This window comes from Exiguobacterium sp. s91, from assembly GCF_018618915.1.
GTDB lineage: Bacteria > Bacillota > Bacilli > Exiguobacteriales > Exiguobacteriaceae > Exiguobacterium_A > Exiguobacterium_A abrahamii.
In genome coordinates this window covers 422901-439917 of the sequence record NZ_JACSMZ010000001.1, presented here as the reverse complement: position 1 = coordinate 439917, position 17017 = coordinate 422901, and the positions used below count along the sequence as shown (strand labels likewise).

Annotated in this window: 18 protein-coding genes, 1 other RNA gene and 1 pseudogene; 4 read left to right on the top strand and 16 right to left on the bottom strand. The window is 47.8% G+C overall.

Going from position 1 to position 17017, the window contains the following annotated elements; genetic code table 11:
• Nucleotides 1–170: 170 nt before the first annotated feature.
• From hisIE to KNQ06_RS02140, 9 genes and pseudogenes are all read right to left on the bottom strand, one after another.
• A pseudogene (hisIE, locus tag KNQ06_RS16945) lies at nt 171–786 on the bottom strand (bifunctional phosphoribosyl-AMP cyclohydrolase/phosphoribosyl-ATP diphosphatase HisIE).
• Nucleotides 783–1532 (bottom strand): imidazole glycerol phosphate synthase subunit HisF, encoded by a 750-nt coding sequence (gene hisF / locus KNQ06_RS02175; RefSeq protein ID WP_023469183.1) that lies wholly within the window; start codon nt 1530–1532, stop codon nt 783–785. The pseudogene hisIE and the gene hisF overlap by 4 nt, the downstream one beginning before the upstream one ends.
• Nucleotides 1526–2230, bottom strand: a complete 705-nt coding sequence (gene hisA, locus KNQ06_RS02170) for a 1-(5-phosphoribosyl)-5-[(5-phosphoribosylamino)methylideneamino]imidazole-4-carboxamide isomerase (protein ID WP_029342450.1) — start codon at nt 2228–2230, stop codon at nt 1526–1528. The genes hisF and hisA overlap by 7 nt, the downstream gene beginning before the upstream one ends.
• Nucleotides 2203–2790, bottom strand: a complete 588-nt coding sequence (hisH, locus tag KNQ06_RS02165) for an imidazole glycerol phosphate synthase subunit HisH (protein WP_215147262.1) — start codon at nt 2788–2790, stop codon at nt 2203–2205. The genes hisA and hisH overlap by 28 nt, the downstream gene beginning before the upstream one ends.
• Nucleotides 2787–3368, bottom strand: coding sequence for an imidazoleglycerol-phosphate dehydratase HisB (hisB, locus tag KNQ06_RS02160; protein WP_215147260.1), 582 nt, complete (start codon nt 3366–3368; stop codon nt 2787–2789). The genes hisH and hisB overlap by 4 nt, the downstream gene beginning before the upstream one ends.
• Entirely contained in the window at nt 3341–4312 is a 972-nt protein-coding gene (locus tag KNQ06_RS02155; RefSeq protein WP_215147258.1) for a pyridoxal phosphate-dependent aminotransferase, read from the bottom strand. The genes hisB and KNQ06_RS02155 overlap by 28 nt, the downstream gene beginning before the upstream one ends.
• Nucleotides 4312–5529: a histidinol dehydrogenase gene (gene hisD / locus KNQ06_RS02150; protein ID WP_029342453.1), complete on the bottom strand. Its 1218-nt coding sequence runs from the start codon at nt 5527–5529 to the stop codon at nt 4312–4314. The genes KNQ06_RS02155 and hisD overlap by 1 nt, the downstream gene beginning before the upstream one ends.
• Nucleotides 5526–6137 carry an ATP phosphoribosyltransferase gene (gene hisG, locus KNQ06_RS02145; protein ID WP_215147256.1) on the bottom strand — a complete coding sequence of 204 codons (612 nt, stop codon included), beginning with the start codon at nt 6135–6137 and terminating at the stop codon, nt 5526–5528. The genes hisD and hisG overlap by 4 nt, the downstream gene beginning before the upstream one ends.
• Nucleotides 6138–6959, bottom strand: coding sequence for an ATP phosphoribosyltransferase regulatory subunit (locus tag KNQ06_RS02140; RefSeq protein WP_023469190.1), 822 nt, complete (start codon nt 6957–6959; stop codon nt 6138–6140). It abuts the gene before it with no gap.
• 122 nt (nt 6960–7081) lie between these two features.
• Between KNQ06_RS02140 and hisJ the strand changes: the two genes are divergently transcribed.
• Complete coding sequence (gene hisJ / locus KNQ06_RS02135; protein ID WP_215147254.1) at nt 7082–7876, top strand: histidinol-phosphatase HisJ; 795 nt, start codon at nt 7082–7084, stop codon at nt 7874–7876.
• Nucleotides 7877–7915: 39 nt separating this feature from the next.
• On the opposite strand, the gene KNQ06_RS02130 is transcribed toward hisJ, so the two are convergent.
• The 3 genes from KNQ06_RS02130 to hxlA form a co-directional block, all read right to left on the bottom strand.
• Nucleotides 7916–8686, bottom strand: coding sequence for a DUF4367 domain-containing protein (locus KNQ06_RS02130; protein ID WP_215147252.1), 771 nt, complete (start codon nt 8684–8686; stop codon nt 7916–7918).
• A 189-nt stretch (nt 8687–8875) separates the two neighbouring features.
• A complete protein-coding gene (hxlB, locus tag KNQ06_RS02125; RefSeq protein WP_215147251.1) occupies nt 8876–9424 on the bottom strand; it encodes a 6-phospho-3-hexuloisomerase in 549 nt (182 codons plus the stop codon).
• Nucleotides 9425–10060 (bottom strand): 3-hexulose-6-phosphate synthase, encoded by a 636-nt coding sequence (gene hxlA / locus KNQ06_RS02120; protein ID WP_023469194.1) that lies wholly within the window; start codon nt 10058–10060, stop codon nt 9425–9427.
• A 205-nt stretch (nt 10061–10265) separates the two neighbouring features.
• Between hxlA and hxlR the strand changes: the two genes are divergently transcribed.
• The gene (gene hxlR / locus KNQ06_RS02115) at nt 10266–10631 is read left to right on the top strand and encodes a transcriptional activator HxlR (protein ID WP_029342458.1); all 366 of its coding nucleotides are present in this window, start codon (nt 10266–10268) and stop codon (nt 10629–10631) included.
• Nucleotides 10632–10686: 55 nt separating this feature from the next.
• Here hxlR and KNQ06_RS02110 read toward each other — a convergent pair whose 3' ends face one another.
• Nucleotides 10687–11196: a GNAT family N-acetyltransferase gene (locus KNQ06_RS02110; RefSeq protein ID WP_215147249.1), complete on the bottom strand. Its 510-nt coding sequence runs from the start codon at nt 11194–11196 to the stop codon at nt 10687–10689.
• 179 nt (nt 11197–11375) lie between these two features.
• Between KNQ06_RS02110 and KNQ06_RS02105 the strand changes: the two genes are divergently transcribed.
• A complete protein-coding gene (locus KNQ06_RS02105) occupies nt 11376–12893 on the top strand; it encodes an AAA family ATPase (RefSeq protein ID WP_215147247.1) in 1518 nt (505 codons plus the stop codon).
• Entirely contained in the window at nt 12877–13587 is a 711-nt protein-coding gene (locus tag KNQ06_RS02100) for a hypothetical protein (protein WP_215147245.1), read from the top strand. Before KNQ06_RS02105 ends, KNQ06_RS02100 begins: the two co-directional genes overlap by 17 nt.
• Nucleotides 13588–13736: 149 nt before the next feature.
• Here KNQ06_RS02100 and ssrA read toward each other — a convergent pair.
• From ssrA to rnr, 3 genes are all read right to left on the bottom strand, one after another.
• Nucleotides 13737–14095, bottom strand: a transfer-messenger RNA (tmRNA) gene (gene ssrA, locus KNQ06_RS02095).
• Nucleotides 14096–14153: 58 nt separating this feature from the next.
• Entirely contained in the window at nt 14154–14624 is a 471-nt protein-coding gene (gene smpB, locus KNQ06_RS02090; protein WP_023469198.1) for an SsrA-binding protein SmpB, read from the bottom strand.
• Nucleotides 14625–14656: 32 nt separating this feature from the next.
• Nucleotides 14657–17011: a ribonuclease R gene (rnr, locus tag KNQ06_RS02085; protein WP_023469199.1), complete on the bottom strand. Its 2355-nt coding sequence runs from the start codon at nt 17009–17011 to the stop codon at nt 14657–14659.
• Nucleotides 17012–17017 lie beyond the last annotated feature (6 nt).

The following is a 17017-nucleotide window of genomic DNA, read 5'->3' as shown; positions in this document are numbered from 1 at the left end:
AACCAACCGAACACCTACTTTCTAATGACACAAGACTAACACTTTGATTATACGCTCTGAAGCGACAGCGTGCCTATCGAAAGATTCTGTCGATTTGATGACAACCGTCATCTGTTTGTCTTTTCCCGCTTATACAAAAATCCACACCGCCTAGGCGATGTGGATGTCGTTTACCATTGTTCAATATCCGGGCGATCCTTGAACGTCGATTTTGTACCGTGACGTTCGTTAAGGACGGCTTCGACTTCTTTGAATGAGACACCGCGCTCAGCGAGCAAGACCGTTAAGTGATACAACAAGTCTGCTGTCTCTTCTGCTAACGTATCGTTACCAGCAAGAACGACTTCAAATGCCTCTTCACCGAACTTCTTCGCGATTTTCTCATACCCAGAAGCAATTAAATAGTTCGTATAGGATTCTGCTTCTTTCGCGTCAATCTTCGCTTTGACCGTCTGTTCCAGTTCGTATAACATCGGGCACCTCCACTTCCGTATAGAAACAACTGCGATTTCCGGTATGGCATGTCGGACCATTCGCTTTGACCGTGATCAAGAGACTATCTTGATCACAATCGATCCACATCCGTTTGAGTTCAAGCGTGTTCCCGCTCGTCTCCCCCTTTGTCCAGAGGCGATTCTTCGTCCGCGAGAAGAAGGTGACGAGACCGGTCGCAAGCGTCTTATCATAAGCGGCTTGGTCCATGAAGCCGACCATCAAGACATCGTTCGTCTGCTCGTCGACGACGACGGCAGCGACGAGTCCTTTTGAAAAATTCAATGTCGTCATCGGACTTCGACTCCCCGTTCTTTGAGGTAGGCTTTCGTTTCCGGCATCGTGTATGTCGCTTCATGGAAGATTGAAGCAGCAAGAGCCGCGTCAGCGCCTGCTTCCAACCCTTCTGCTAAGTGATCGAGCGTTCCGACCCCACCGGAAGCGATGATCGGCACATTGACGACTTCACGTAGACGACGGATCAAGGCGAGATCATACCCGTCCTTCGTGCCGTCAGCATCCATCGATGTGACGAGTAACTCGCCGGCACCGAGGGCAACGGCTTCCTGCGCCCACTCGATCGCGTCACGTCCGACGGGTTGTGTTCCACCGTGTGAGAAGACACCCCACGAGTCGCCGGTCTGCTTCGCATCGATTGCGACGACCGTCGCTTGGACACCGAACAGGCGGCTGACTTCTTGAATCAGTTGTGGATTTTGAAGCGCTGATGAATTGAGTGAGACTTTGTCAGCACCAGCACGAATCAAGCGTTTCGCGTCTTCGATTGTCTTGATTCCGCCACCGACCGTAAACGGCATGTAGATGACTTCCGCGACGCGTTCGACGATATCAAGCATCGTCTCGCGCCCTTCTTGCGTTGCTGAGATATCGAGCAGGACGAGTTCGTCCGCCCCTTGCTCGTAATAGTATTTCGCGACGGCGACCGGGTCACCAAGATCACGTAAGTTTTGGAATTTAACGCCTTTGACGACACGTCCTTCCTTGACGTCAAGACAGGGAATGATCCGCTTCATCAACATACGCGTAACACCTCTTTTAAGGCGAGTGATCCGTCGAGTAACGCCCGACCGACGACCGCTCCGTCCATCCCGATTTCTTTGAGGCGCGCGACGTCATCGACTGTCGTCACACCACCGGAAGCGATCAATTCGACCCCTTCCCGTTTTAAACGATCGAGTCCATCAACGTCCGGTCCCATCATCATTCCGTCACGCGAAATGTCTGTATACAGGAACGTCTTGATGCCTTTGCCGATCAGGTGTGTCATTGCCTCTTCAAGCGTCCAACCGCTCGCTTCGAGCCAGCCGCGTGTTTGAACGATACCTTCTTTTGCATCTAACGCAACAGCCAGTTTATCACCAGCGAGAGCAATCATCTGTTCGAGTAACGCTTCGTCTTCAAGGGCGACCGTGCCGACGAGAATTCGGTCGATTCCGGCACCGACGTATGCTTCGACCGTCTCGATGTTACGGACACCACCACCAGCTTCGACGAACAAACCGGTCTCCTTTTTGATGTCGGCAATCAAGTTCAAGTGCAACGGTTCGCCGGCTTTCGCGCCATCAAGATCGATCAAGTGGATCGCTGTCGCCCCATCTTCCTTGAAGCGCTTCGCAATCGTCAACGCATCACCAAAGAATGTCTGTTGGTCAAAATCTCCTTGCTTCAGGCGTACTGCCTGTCCGCTCATTAAATCGATTGCTGGGTAGAGTTGCATGTCGTCTCTCTCCATTCCTTCAGTAGTTTCAGTCCGACTTCGCCACTCTTTTCCGGGTGGAACTGCATCCCGGTGACTTGTCCTTTTTGAACGATCGCTGGAACAAGACGTCCGTATTCAACCGCGTCGACGATCCATTCTGGGTTACAAACAGCGCCGTACGAGTGGACGAAATAGACCGCTTCGCCGTGGTTCGTCAGCTGGTGCCAACCCATGTGTGGTAAGCGGACGTCATTCGGTAGTTTTTCGATCGTTCCCGGTAAGATCCCGAGACCTTCCGTCAGTCCATCTTCGTCACTTGATTCAAAGAGCAGTTGCATCCCGAGGCAAATCCCAAGAAACGGTTTCTTTTCCGCTTGTTCTTTTAAGAAGTCGACGAGTCCCGTTTCCTTCAGGCGCTCCATTGCCGGTGCATAGGCACCGACACCCGGTAAGACGAGTGCTTCTGCTTGGTCAAGCAACTCCGTGTCACTCGTAACGATGACTGCTTCGCCGAGCTCCTTTAACGCCCGCTCGACATTCGCGATATTCCCGACGCCATAATCGACGATTGCTATCATTGATCAATCAACCCTTTCGTAGACGGTACGCCTTCGCTCGTCACGGCGACTGCCTGACGGACGGCTCGACCGAGTGCTTTGAACAACCCTTCGATCATGTGGTGTGTGTTCGAGCCATATAAGACTTCGGCATGAATCGTCATCCGGGCACTCCGTGATAAGCCTTGGAAGAACTCTTCTGCGAGTTCCGTATCAAAGTCACCGAGCTTCGGATTCTTGAAGCTAGCACGGAAGACTGTGAACGGACGACCGCTGAAGTCGAGGACGACCGACGCGAGTGTCTCGTCCATCGGCACACGGGATTCACCGTAGCGTTCAATCCCGGCTTTATCGCCGAGCGCTTCCGTCAATGCTGCCCCGAGGACGATCGCGGTATCTTCGACCGTGTGATGCGCATCGATCCACGTATCACCTTTTGCTGCAACCTTCAGACCGATCCGGGCCTGAAAGGCAAATAACGTCAACATATGATCAAAGAAGCCGACACCGGTTTTGATCTCAACCGGACCTCCTGCGAGATCGACCTCAACCTTGATGTCTGATTCTGCACTTACTCGTTCGCTTGCGCCACGCCGCATCGTAATTCCTCCTCTACACACGTTTCTAATACTTGCATCGCTTCTGGTGATCCACAACTGACACGGAACGCCTGGTTAAACAAACGAATCCGTAATCCGGCGTCAGCACAACGTTGCGTAAAGCGTTCGGCTTCCGGATACTCGACGTAGACGAAGTTCGCTGCACTTGGATACGTCTTGCCGATTGGGGCGAGAATCCGTTCGATCGCCTCGCGGCTCGCATACGTTTCCTCTAAGACTCGATCGAGTTCCGGTTCTGCCATGATAGCGATGCCGACAGCTGCTGATAGACCAGAGACGTTGTACGGTGATTTAATCTGTTCGATTTCTTCGATGATTTGTTCGCTCGCGATGACAAAACCAAGTCGAAGCGATGCGAGTCCGAACGCTTTTGAGAGCGTCCGTAAGATGATCGCTTTCGGATATTCCTCGAGTAAATGAAGCATCGACTGTTCGAGCGCGAAGTCGATGTACGCCTCATCGATAACGACGTATTTGCCACTGTCGAGCAAACGACGGATGTCCGCTTCCTTCCGGAGGACACCAGACGGATTGTGCGGGTGACTCAAGAAGATGATCTCACCGGGTGCTGCGATCAATCCCTCGACGTCAAGCGCCATCTTGTCAAGTAGCGGTACCCGTTCGAACGGTGCCCGTGCCCGGTCAGCGTAGAACTGGTACATGACGAAGTCCGGTTCTGAGGCGATGACCGGCATCCCGGGTCCGCCGTAGCGGGCACATAAGTAGCCGATCAACTCGTCCGAGCCGTTTCCGGCGACGAGTTGCGTCGAACGGACACCGGCGTACGTCGCGTACGACGCCTTGACTTGATCGATGATCTCGACTGGATATTCGTTTAATGGGAACGTTGCGATCAATTCCTGGATCGCTTCGATCCCGACTGGACTGTGGGTCGTGAATCGTTCGTTTTGGTGTAATCGCATTAGTCTTCCCTCACTTCGATGGCTTGTGCGTGTGCTTCGAGTCCCTCGACCCGGGCAACGGTCTTCGCTGCGTTCGCGAGACGTTGTACGCCTGCGCGTGTGGCTTCGAGCATTGTCTGGTGACGCAGGAACGTCCGCGCTGATAATCCAGACGCAAAACGAGCTGTTCCGGATGTCGGTAAGACGTGGTTCGTTCCAGCGACGTAATCGCCGAGCGTTTCCGGTGTCTCGTGACCGAGGAAGATCATCCCGGCGTGACGGATCGATTTGACGACCTCTTGCGGATTGGCAACGGCAAGTTCCAAGTGTTCCGCTGCGAGACGGTTCGCTTCTTCGATCGCTTTCTCAAGTGGAGCGACGAAGACGCCACCGTTTTCCATCGCACGACGGGCGATCTCTTGACGCGGCAATTGCTGTAAACGCCGTTCGATCTCTGCATCCACCGCTTGTTTCATCTCTTCCGTTGGCACGAAGGCGATCGCGACAGCGTCACGGTCGTGTTCAGCTTGCGCAAGTAAGTCGGCTGCGATCCGGTCCGGATGCGCTGTTTCGTCCGCGATGACGACAACTTCCGATGGACCCGCGACCGAGTCGATGCCAACAATTCCGTAGACTTGGCGTTTTGCTTCAGCGACGAAGCGGTTCCCTGGTCCGACGATCAAGTCGACGGCTTGGATACTTTCTGTTCCGAATGTCAGCGCGGCGACCGCTTGCGCTCCACCAATCGTATAGATTTCTGTCACACCAGCAATCCGTGCCGCAACGAGGACCTCGTCACTTAAGTTTGTCATCGGTGTCACCATGACGACGCGTTCAACACCAGCGACTTTCGCTGGGATGGCGTTCATCAAGACGGTCGACGGATAACTTGCTGCACCACCCGGTACGTAGATCCCGACCGAATCGACGGGAACGAACCGTTGGCGTCGTGTCACGTCTGCTTCGACGAGTTCGATGTCCGACGGCAGTTCTTGTTCGTGCCATTCGACGAGCCGTGTCGCCATCAACTTCAATGAGTCGATCAAATTGGCGTCTGCCTGTTCGAAGGCTTGCGTGATCCGTGTTTCACTGAGACGGAAATCTTCAAGATCGACCTGATCGAACTGGTTCGTGTAATCGCGGACAGCAGCGTCACCGTCTGTTGCGACGCGTTCGAGAATCGCGCGGACCGCGAGCTCTGTGTCGCGATCGATGCTGAAAGGTTTTGTCGGTGTCATGATCGTGTCACTCCTTCTGTCAATTGCTCAAGCAAGCGGATGACTTCCACCCGCTTCCGTTTTAACGTCCATTCGCTCGTAAAGAATCGAGCGCTGATATCGATGATTTTTTCGTATTCATTTAGTCCGTTCGCGCGTAACGTCTCACCTGTCTCGACGATATCGACGATCGCGTCAGCAAGTCCGAGTAACGGTGCCAACTCGACCGAACCGTTCAGCGGTACGATGTCGACGTCGACACCGAGTTCGCTGAAGTAGCGTTTTGCGATGACTGGATACTTTGTCGCAATCCGGACGCGGCGTCCGCCTTCGAATTGTAGCGGTTCCTTCGCGCAGACCGACATCCGGCAGACTCCGAATTGCAATTCCGCGAGTTCCGATAGTTCTTGATCCGATTCAAGTAAGATGTCGCTCCCCGTGATCGCGACGTCAAGGACGCCTTGAGCAACGTACGGAATCAAATCCGATCCTTTCATGAAGACGAATTCGTGCTCGCCCCGTTTGACGATTAGTTCGCGTTCAATGGCTCCCCATGTCTCGACGCCAGCTTCTTTTAGGTAACGTTCTGTCGCTTTCGACAGCCGTCCTTTCGTAATTCCGATTCGCATTTAGAGCACCTCCGCCAACCGTTCGACCGAGAATCCGATGCCGAACGCCTGTTGTTCTTGTCCGAATTGTTCATAAAGCCGGTCATAGCGTCCACCGACGAGGACGGGTTCCGTCACACCTTCGATGAAACCGTGAATCGTGATCCCGTCATAGTACGTCTGTAAGCCCATTTGACCGAAGTCGAGATCGGCATTGACGGCTTCCGCGAGATCAAGCACGGCATTGAGTCGTGACTCGTCGACGTACGGTAGGATCGTCTCTGCCCCTTCACGTCCGAATAATAAAGGAAGTTTCGCAAGTAAGGCATCATCGAGTTGACCCGCGATTCGCTTCAGTTCGATGACGTTACGTAAACGGAGCATCTGTGTCACTTGGTCGCGTAAGTGGTGATCACCGACGCGCGTCTCGATCAAATGCTCGATCAGTCCGGCATCACCGATCGAGAGTGTGACTTCTTTTCCTGTCAGTTCCTCGACGAGTCGGACCGCGAGTTGAATTGCTTCGACTTCTGCGATTTGTCCCCGTTCCTCGAATCCGACCTGGAACTTCTCTTCCGGTTGAAAGACGGAGCCACTGTAGAAGACACGTTTATATTGTTCGCGACCCCGTTCGCTGAGTGCACGCGCGACACTAGTCGTAAAATCCATCCGAATCTGTTCCCGTCCACCGATTTCCTCAATTAAGGGGGTGATTAATCGGGTATAGTTAGATTGTTCGAGTCCATCTTCGAGCTGACGGATGACCTGCTGGAGCCGCGTTGCCGAGGCACCGACATAGTCCGTCGCTCCATCCTTGAGTCGAATCGTAGAAAATGATTGCATACTCCCACTCCTTTATCTTATTATCACTGTACCACGCTAAATTATTTAACGATAAGATACCGCGTTTCGGGCACATTGTCAATCGCTTTGCTTGCCAATTCTAAAAAATCGGAGGGTTACTCATGCAATTATTGAAATGGGACGGTCACGTCCACAGTCCATATTGTCCACACGGTACGAAGGATCCACTCGAAGCCTACATCGAGCGTGCGTTAGAGCAAGGCTTAGAACGGATCAGCTTCACGGAACATGCCCCTTTACCTGAAGGTGTGGCGGATCCTGCGCCAGATAACGATTCCGGAATGTCGTTCGCGACAGCCGATGCCTACCTGAAGGAATTAACGCAACTCCGCGAGACATACAAAAATCAGATCGACATCCGGATCGGGATGGAGTTCGACTACTGGGAAGGACATGTCGACGGGACGCGTGATATCATCGCTCGCTACGCTGACGTCTTAACCGACGGCATTCTCTCACTGCATTACTTATACATCGATGAGCAATATTACGGCGTCGACTTCAGCAAGGAAAGTTTCGGTGAGATCGTCACGAAACTCGGAAGCGTCACGGCGGTCCACGAACGGTATTATGAAGGCATCCAAGCCCTCGTCATGACGGACCTCGGTGCACACCAGCCAAAGCGACTCGGTCACTTGACGTTACCGACGAAGTTCATCCAAGCCTATCCGCTCGAGTCGAACCCAACGAACCTCGACGACACGTTACGGAAGATCCGTCAGGCGAACTTCACACTCGACGTCAACACGGCAGGACTCCGGAAGCCGTTATGTGGTCTTTCCTATCCTTACCCGGAACTCTTGCAAGTCACGCAGTCGTTATCAATTCCGCTCGTTTATGGATCAGATGCCCATCTCGCAAAAGATGTCGGTGCTGATTTCGATTTCAAATGGTAAAACAAAAATCCGGATGCCGCAGCGTCCGGATTTTTTTGTTTAGGAATACGGAAAATCAGCAGCGTCGACAGGAGCAATTGATCGTGCTAATTTTTTTAATTGTTTTAGTGATACGTTACCGGACAGGAGGACGATTTGATTATCTTCGACGTAATAAAGGTTCGTTCTCTCTTGTTTTTCTTGGAAGTAAGCCGTCTGTCCGTTCGCAAGCGTCGTTTCCTTCCAGTCCTCGCCTTGAACGTCTTGCTTCGGAACGACGGTTAGCAGAATCGTTTGTGACTTCGTGTGGAAGAACCAGATGCTATCGTCCCCATTAGGAGTTGAACTACTCATAATCGCTTGGAATGTCGAGAACGGTAAATTCAAGCCGCGAGTCGAACTATCTTTTTTAATATTTTGAACGTCGTCATATAAGACGCCTCCTAACATCCAATTCTTCTCTTGCTTGGTATACTCTAGTACAGCAAGACGATCTGCTCCTTTTGGATAATGCAACGTCACGTAAGCATGATTCCCGAGGGCGACACTACTCCAGATATCGCCTTCAGTCGGATGCGCTTTTGTTCCATCTTTAAAGTAAAACGTCACGTGACGACGGAAATCCGCTTCAAACGAATCCTGTTCTGAAAAGTCTTCTGCTTTAATACGTTGTACGATGGCATCAGGTTCAGCACCATCCTCAGCAGTGTTATCATAGATCCATCGTGATTTAAGCTGATTTAAAGGCGGAACTTGGTCCGGTTCTGCACAACCGGTTAAGACACTGGTAGCGAGTAAAGCACTAATTACACCAATCCATTGAAATCGCATGACAATCTCCTTTTCCTCTTTTTTCCTTTCTTTGAGTATCTCACGTTGCGGGACTAAGTCTTTAAGAAAATTATGAAAAGAAGGAAAGGAGAATTTCTGATTAATACGCATTCATACACGAAAAATCTACAGACAAAAACAGACTAGCCCCCTTCTATTGAAGAAAAGAACTAATCTGTTTCGTATGTTTCATTCTAGGTTGGCGTGTTTCCCGTACATCGTTTGCGAATCGAGTTGTTTGTCTTCCATGATCTGTAGAATCAAGGCATCATAGAACAACAACATTGTCTGTTCGAACAACGATCCCATCGGTTGCACCGTCTCATCTGCTGATGCCGTTTGTTCTTTCGGAACTCCAGGCAGTTTGACGATTAAGTCGGCTAATCGTGCTAACGTCGACGTCGGATTGATCGTGACAACGGCAACCGTTCCACCGAGTTGCTGTGCTTTCTCGACGATTGGAACCAGTGTTTTCGTCTCACCCGATCCGGAACCAACGATCAACACGTCACCGTCGCGCAAGTTCGCTGTGACCGTCTCACCGACGACATAAGCGTCGAGTCCCATGTGCATCAGTCGCATGACGAACGCTTTCCCCATCAAGCCGGAGCGACCGGCTCCTGCGAGAAAGATTCGGTTCGCTTGAAGCACAGCGTCTGCCAGTTCTTTCGTCTCCGTCTCATCGATCGCTTCGACCGTCGAGGTCAGTTCTTTGATAATCGTTTGGATATGTGTCATTTACGCCTCTTGAAGCATCCGGTGCATCGTTGACGCTGTCTCTTGTTTATCATCTTGTCCCGTGATGCCACCACCGACGATGATCAGGTCAGGACGTGCAGCGATGACTTCCGGTAACGTCTCCATCTTGATGCCACCCGCAACAGCTGTTTTTGCGTTCGTCACAACCGACTTGATCGTCGCGAGATCCTCGAATGAATTTTGACCGACTGCTTGGAGATCATAACCTGTGTGGACACAGATGTAGTCGACGCCCAACGCATCGAGTTCTTTCGCACGTGTTGCGATATCTTTCACAGCAATCATGTCGACGAGAATCTGTTTGCCTGATTTTTTCGCTTCTTCGACTGCCCCTTTGATTGACATGTCTTCGGCTGCCCCAAGGATCGTCACGATGTCAGCACCATGTGCGACAGCTTGGCTGACTTCGTAACCGGCAGCGTCCATGATTTTTAAATCAGCGAGGACCGTTAAGTTCGGAAACGCGGCTTTCATTTCTTTGACGGCGCGGAGCCCTTCGTTGATGACGACCGGTGTGCCGATCTCAACGATATCTAGATTGTCTTCCCCGATTTCTTTGACTAAAGCAATCGCACCTGCTGTATCGACTAAATCGATGGCGAGTTGTAATTTCATTTTTTATCTCTCCTAATTCTTCTCTATATTGTCTTACCTGACACTTCCTTCAAACGTTCACGAAGGAACACGACTAAATATAATCCGCAGGAGCATTCTTGAGAAGTACGCACTTTTAATTTACATAGTGCGGTTTTTCATACATAGTGCAGAAAAGTATACTGTCGACCGGAAGAAAGACTATACTGGAGCAGGAGGTGGATCAATGCCACATTTTGAAGACCGTCAGTTTAACTGTGAGAAGGAATTGACCCTCTCGATCATCGGGGGAAAATGGAAGATGCTCATTCTTTGGCACTTAGGCAAGGAAGGGACGAAACGCTTCGGGGAACTGAAAAGTCTGATGCCCGGCATTACGCAACGGATGCTCGTCAATCAATTGCGCGAACTCGAAGATCACCACATCATTCACCGGGAAGTCTATCCGGTCGTACCACCGAAGGTCGAATACTCGTTGACACCGCACGGTCATAGCTTAATGCCGATTTTAGATGCGATGTATGACTGGGGTAAGGATTATGCGAAAAATGTTCTGGAGATCGATTTCGAACAACAAAAGATATCGCCATAAAAAAGATGCTCAAGGTCTCGTCTCTTTTTAGAGATAAGTCCACTGAGCATCTTTTTTAGGATTCTTCCGTTGTATAAATCTTCGACATTGCCAGTTCATCGACGTAATCGCCATCGATAAAGAGTGACGCAATCCGTGTGCCTTCGATGTTGAAGCCAAACTTATGATAGAGCTCGATGGCCCGTAGATTATCTTTGCGAACCGTCAACTCGAGTCGGATGAGTCCCGCTTCAATCGCAAAGGCATCAACCGCTTCAAGTAAACCCGCACCAAGTCCACGACCTGTGTAGGCATCGAGCAAGCCAATGACGAGGTTTGCTCGGTGACGAATCCGACTCGGTTCACCACCAACGACGAGCACATAACCGACAAGTTGTTCGTCAACATCTACGACGAAGATGTCCGAATTCGCAGCCTGACCGAATTTCTCGATGAACGCCTCCGCCTGTTCCGTTGACAGGACGCGTTCCTCCGGCTCATACAACATATATTTCGTTTCCCGATCAATGCGTCGCATCAAGTCCGATAAGGATTTTCCGTCCATCAACGTTGCGCGTCGTATCATAAAAAGTCAAATCCCTTCTAGACTATAAAGAATATTTTTCTTTGTGAAATTATGAACTATGTAAAAAATATCATTTAATTTTTTCAAAGTAAATTTTATTACACTACGTACAACCTTTTAAATACCTGGTATAGTTAATTATAAAATGAATAAAACTTATTTTAAAGAGGTGAATATTTTTGGAATTAAAAATAGAAAAATTAGCCCATATAGATTCTGCAACATTAAAAGATGATAGCGATCTGACTATTATTGTTGGTGATAATGGAACTGGAAAAACTTTATTGCTTGAAACTTATGCTTTACTTCAAGAAGAAATCAACGATATTAGAAACGAAATCACAAACAAAATTATTAATACATTTAATGAATCATTTAAAATACTCTTTGATCAAGAAACAAAGGAAACACTAACTAATCTTATTTCGCTTCATAAAAGTACTCTAGAAGAACTTTATGAAGAAGATGAAACTTCAAACTACATAAGAAATGCACTGCTTTATAAATTTAAAAATATTTATCCGGAAATTACAAAAGGTTTAATTCTTAATGCCGAGATTATAATTGACGATACTTCTAGTTTAAATGCTTCTCTACAGTCGTATGCAGAACAAGTAAAACTTAAGTTTATAAACCAGGTGGAATCTAAAATTCTGTTTAATTCTAGCGAAATTAAATCAATAGATTTTATTAAAACTATTCCAACATTAAAAAATAATTACTCCTTTTCATTTAATTTTAGAATGAGTCCTGCTTTTTTTAGAATAAATAGATTACCATTTAATAGGCTTATTTATCCCTACGATGGTCTTAGCGACCTTTCTTTCGAAAACTTAGAACGAAGATTGCAGATTGCTATTTTGCATTCGTTTATAGATTCAATTTTTAATTTAGAATTTATTGATACATCAAAATCTGATGTTTTATTAATACCGACTGAAAGAAATTCAATAATTGCCAACTCGAATTTAAGAACTCGTAAAGAATTAGAAAATAGTAAAGTTTTTTCTAGATATAGTGAGTTTTCATTTACACTAGAATTTTTAAAATTTAAAGAAGAGCTAGAACAACTAGATTATGATTTTTTCGAAGATCCAACTCCTGAATCCGAAACAATCACCACTCTTTCTTCAATTGAAGAATCGAATAATATAACAACAATTACCCGGAAATATTCTAAAGAATTTTCTGAAATGCTTGGCGGTAATTTAATACACGACAAACAAGGTAAGATAAACAGCTTAATTAATTTTGAAGGCAAAGAAATAAGTAGTCGATTATTTTCAACTAAACAAAATCACGTGAGTTCTTTTGCAATCCTTGATGAAAATATTCGTCAGTACGATTTAGTTATAATAGAAGAACCTGAAGCAAACCTTTCTCTAATTGCAATAAAACAATTAGTTGATTACTTGTTCTATTTAATGAAAAATTATAAAACAAAGTTTATTTTAACCACACATAATGAATTATTTTTCCAAAGAATGAATTTACTTCTATTAAAAAATCAAGACATTTCATCTAGAGTATATGAATTTAAGAAATTTAATGATCGAAACACATTAGTTGAACTCTCAATGAATAATTATGGATACACAGTCGATTTGTTTAATTCTGAACTGGAGCAAATTTTTAAAGAAAGTAATGAAATTCAATCTTCTTTTCAGAAGGAGAATTTAAATGACTCCTCCTATTAACAGTTGGTTTAATCTCTTAAAAACAGGTACTCTAGAACATTTAGAAGAAAGTAAGGATTATCTTTTCGAATCTTTAGATGAACCTGAACTTGAATACATGAAATTAAATCTTTCTTTCCAATCGAACTCAATTTGCTACCGTATGATGAGATGTGTCGATGGGGAAGAAGCAGAAGAAAATAAACAAGTAATAACCTCTGGCTTACTCTCATTTATTAATGTTAGTAATTTTCCTGATGGAATATTTTTGGAAATAACATCAGATAAAACACCAATTTTTCACATTATTGAATTAAAGAGATTTCCTCCAAATCAGTTTGAGCAAATTTCAAAACAATTTTTATCAGCATATCTTCACTGTAAAACTATAGAATCATTATTACATTTAAATACAACAGCACAGTTTAAATACTATATTGGATTTAACGAAGTAGTCATGAATGAGAAATTCCCATCTATACAGTCAAATGTAGTTTATAATCAATCAAATTCACCAAGATTTTTTCCTGGCCAACCATTACCTGAATCTGTTGTAAAATGGTATCAAAATAATACAATTTCTTATTACTCTACACAATATTCACATCGTTTTGATTTCAAGGAAATTATAAATATTCCGTTACCATTTGTGCAGAACACTACCTATGGTGAAATAGAACGAAAAGAATTTTTTTCCGAATACGAAGTAAAGTAAGGAATGCTTTATTCACTAAAGCGCTCTTCACCAAAAGCGTACTTAAAAGTAAAACAAAAAGTAGTTTTCTCCTAATTGAGAAAACTACTTTTTGTTTACATTAAAACTTTTACAAGAAAAAGTCTTTTTTGAAATCCACTGATTTCGTCGTATGGAGACGGTGGGAGTCGAACCCACGTCCGAAGGCATCGTATACTTAAGCTTCTACGTGTGTAGTCAATTTATTGGGATCTCGTCGTCAGGCTGCCAATTGACAGGCGTCCGTCCGACCAGTCTGATTCCATCTCTTCTCTTTCCCTCCAGACGGAAGGGTCCAAGCGTAGCCTGTTTAAAGTGAGACCCTAGAAATCAGCCGACCAGGCGACAGCTGCTAGGATCCGCAGTTGCTATTACGCTGCTGCGAGTTGTGTGTTAGTTTTGCCAGTTATGGCTGGTGCGTTTTAACGAGGCCGACCCCTCGACACGCCACAGAAGACCGAACTACCCCCGTCGAATCCGTAACGTCCCCAAGATAATAAATTGGGGCTTTCCGAATACTAATATTCTAGCAGAAAAGTGTTACGGGTTCAATACTTTTGCTTATCGCGTAGTGCTCGTTCGATATCACGCTTCGCATCCTTCTTCTTCAGATCATCGCGTTTATCGAATTTCTTCTTCCCGCGTCCGAGTCCGATCAAGCATTTCGCGTAACCGTTCTTGATGTAGACCTTCAGCGGTACGATCGTATAACCGTCCCGTGAGACTGCCCCGATCAAGTTCGCGATCTGTTTCTTGTGCAGCAACAGCTTCCGTGGGCGGAGCTGCTCATGGTTGTACCGATTCCCCTGTTCGAAGTGGGCGATGTTCGAGTTCCAGAGAATCGCTTCTCCCCCGTCGAACCGGACGAACGCGTCCCCGATGCTGATTTTTCCTTTACGGACCGATTTGATTTCCGTTCCCGTCAAGACAAGACCGGCTTCAATCGTATCCTCGATCGCATAATCGAACGAGGCCCGTTTGTTGTTCGCTAAGACTTTCGAATCTGTTCCCTTTGGCATGTTCGTTCACCACATTTCCGATGCGGAAGCGCTTATTTGCGCTTCCGTTTCTTATTCGAGACCGCCTTATGGAATGGCGGTTTATCTTTCTTATTCTTTAACGAGAATCCTTTTCCCTTGCTTTGGTCGCTCTTACCTGACCGTTTCTTGCCACGACGATCGTCTTTCTTCTTGTCGTCGCGTTTTTGTCCCGGACGTCCACCGCTTGAGCGGATCGTCTTCGACTCGAAGCGTTTCTTCGGTTGCCGTTCTGGCATCCCGACGACACTGAAGTCAATCGTCCGTTCATCGATGTTGACGTTCGTGACCTTGATCTCAACGACATCACCAATCCGGAACTGTTGCTTCGTCCGCTCGCCGATCAGCTGATAGTTCGCTTCATCGTAACGGTAGAAGTCATCCGTCATCGCTTGGATGTGGACGAGTCCTTCGATCGTGTTCGGCAATTCGACGAACATCCCGAAGTTCGTGACACCACTGACGACACCTTCAAATGTCTCACCGATGTGTTGCTCCATATACTCGGCTTTCTTCAACGCGTTCGTTTCCCGCTCCGCATCAACGGCGCGACGCTCGCGTTTTGACGAATGATCAGCGATTTCCGGGAGGATCTCTGAGTAACGGTCTTGCGTCTTCTGCGACTTGTCATTGTAGATGACATATTCGCGCAACAGACGGTGGACCATTAAATCCGGATAACGACGGATCGGTGACGTGAAGTGCGTGTAGTAGTCCGTCGACAGACCGAAGTGACCAATCGGTTCGATGTCGTATTTCGCTTGTTGGAGCGAACGGAGCATGACCGTACTGACGACGGCTTCTTCTGGCTCACCTTCAACAGCATTGAGGATCGATTGCAATGTCTTCGGTGCAACTGACTCCCCTTTACGTTCGACGTTGATGCCGAAGTTACCGATGAACTTGAAGAACGTATCGAGACGTTCTGCTTTTGGCTCATCGTGGATCCGGTACATGAACGGCAGTTTTTGACGCTGGATGTGCTCCGCGACCGTTTCGTTCGCTGCGAGCATGAACTCTTCGATCAGCTTCTCGGCGACCGACCGTTCCCGGAGGATAATCTCACTCGTCTTGCCTTCTTCGTTGACGAGGACCTTCGCTTCTGGGAAGTCGAAGTTGATCGCCCCACGACGTGAGCGACGTTCGCGGAGGATTGCTGCGAGTTCCGCCATCTTGTCGAAGTACTCGACGAGATCTTGGTACTTCGCAATCACTTCTTCGTCTTCACGCTCGATGATTTTCCGGACGTCCGTGTACGTCATCCGTTCCGTCGTCTTGATGACACTCTGGAAGATCTCATGGTTGACGACAGCACCGTTCGCATCGATTTCCATGATACAGCTGAGCGTCAGGCGATCGACGTGCGGGTTGAGTGAACAGATTCCGTTCGATAGACGGTGCGGAATCATCGGGATGACGCGGTCGACGAGATAAACACTCGTTCCGCGCTCACGCGCTTCTTCGTCGAGTGCCGAATCTTCTTTGACGTAATGCGAGACGTCGGCGATGTGGACACCAAGCTCGAAGTTGCCGTTCGCTAATTTTTTAACATGAACCGCATCATCGAGGTCTTTTGCGTCCGCTCCGTCAATCGTCACCGTCAATTCGTTCCGTAGATCAACGCGTCCGACTAAATCCTTCTCATCGATTTGATCCGGTACAGCGTTCGCCTCAGCGATCGCTTCCGGTGAGAAGTCGACGTTGATGCCGTGCTTATGGACGATCGACAAGATGTCGACGCCTGGGTCATTTTTGTGACCGATGATCTTCAAGACTTTTGCCGTTCCAGCGTAGCGACCATCGGGATACTTCGTGATCCGGGCGAGAACTTTATGGCCATCGACGGCACCGAGCGTATCATCGTTCGCGACGACCGGTAAGAACGTCAGCTTCGTATCATCCGGTTCGATGTAAGCGATCGACTCGATCCGTCCTTTTGGACTGACGAACGTTCCGACGAAATCAGCTGGTCCGCGTGAGAGAATCTTGAGCAATTTCCCTTCACGACGGTCGCCGCCGTTTGACTCGGCAAACACTTTGACGAGGACACGGTCGCCGTTATAGACGTTCTTCAGTTCCGGTGCCGGCAAGAAGATATCGCCTTCTGAGCCGTCTTCCGGTGAGACGAAACCGAACCCGCGCTGGTGGACGGAAATCTTCCCTGCGACTTGACCGATCTGCGCAAGCGTTCCGTACTTGTTCGAGCGTGTCCGGGCGATCAACGCTTCGTCTTCCATCGCGTTCAGCGTCCGAATCAATTCCTTGAATGCTTCCGTATCCGCTAGTTCTAGTTTTTTCGTTAATTGATCAATCGACAACGGACGTTCTTCCGTCGTGATGACCGTTAGTATTCGTTCACGTAATTCCAACGTGAC

Excerpts from the sequence above, each read along its gene's own strand:
- KNQ06_RS02110 (WP_215147249.1), bottom strand. The coding sequence starts at position 11,196 with ATGATACGACGCGCAACGTTGATGGACGGAAAATCCTTATCGGACTTG.
- hisA (WP_029342450.1), bottom strand. The coding sequence starts at position 2,230 with ATGCAACTCTACCCAGCAATCGATTTAATGAGCGGACAGGCAGTACGC.
- hisB (WP_215147260.1), bottom strand. The coding sequence starts at position 3,368 with ATGCGGCGTGGCGCAAGCGAACGAGTAAGTGCAGAATCAGACATCAAG.
- hisF (WP_023469183.1), bottom strand. The coding sequence starts at position 1,532 with ATGTTGATGAAGCGGATCATTCCCTGTCTTGACGTCAAGGAAGGACGT.
- hxlR (WP_029342458.1), top strand. The coding sequence starts at position 10,266 with ATGCCACATTTTGAAGACCGTCAGTTTAACTGTGAGAAGGAATTGACC.
- hxlA (WP_023469194.1), bottom strand. The coding sequence starts at position 10,060 with ATGAAATTACAACTCGCCATCGATTTAGTCGATACAGCAGGTGCGATT.
- hisD (WP_029342453.1), bottom strand. The coding sequence starts at position 5,529 with ATGACACCGACAAAACCTTTCAGCATCGATCGCGACACAGAGCTCGCG.
- hisJ (WP_215147254.1), top strand. The coding sequence starts at position 7,082 with ATGCAATTATTGAAATGGGACGGTCACGTCCACAGTCCATATTGTCCA.
- smpB (WP_023469198.1), bottom strand. The coding sequence starts at position 14,624 with ATGCCAAAGGGAACAGATTCGAAAGTCTTAGCGAACAACAAACGGGCC.
- KNQ06_RS02155 (WP_215147258.1), bottom strand. The coding sequence starts at position 4,312 with ATGCGATTACACCAAAACGAACGATTCACGACCCACAGTCCAGTCGGG.
- hisG (WP_215147256.1), bottom strand. The coding sequence starts at position 6,137 with ATGCGAATCGGAATTACGAAAGGACGGCTGTCGAAAGCGACAGAACGT.
- hisH (WP_215147262.1), bottom strand. The coding sequence starts at position 2,790 with ATGATAGCAATCGTCGATTATGGCGTCGGGAATATCGCGAATGTCGAG.
- hxlB (WP_215147251.1), bottom strand. The coding sequence starts at position 9,424 with ATGACACATATCCAAACGATTATCAAAGAACTGACCTCGACGGTCGAA.
- KNQ06_RS02130 (WP_215147252.1), bottom strand. The coding sequence starts at position 8,686 with ATGCGATTTCAATGGATTGGTGTAATTAGTGCTTTACTCGCTACCAGT.
- KNQ06_RS02140 (WP_023469190.1), bottom strand. The coding sequence starts at position 6,959 with ATGCAATCATTTTCTACGATTCGACTCAAGGATGGAGCGACGGACTAT.
- KNQ06_RS02100 (WP_215147245.1), top strand. The coding sequence starts at position 12,877 with ATGACTCCTCCTATTAACAGTTGGTTTAATCTCTTAAAAACAGGTACT.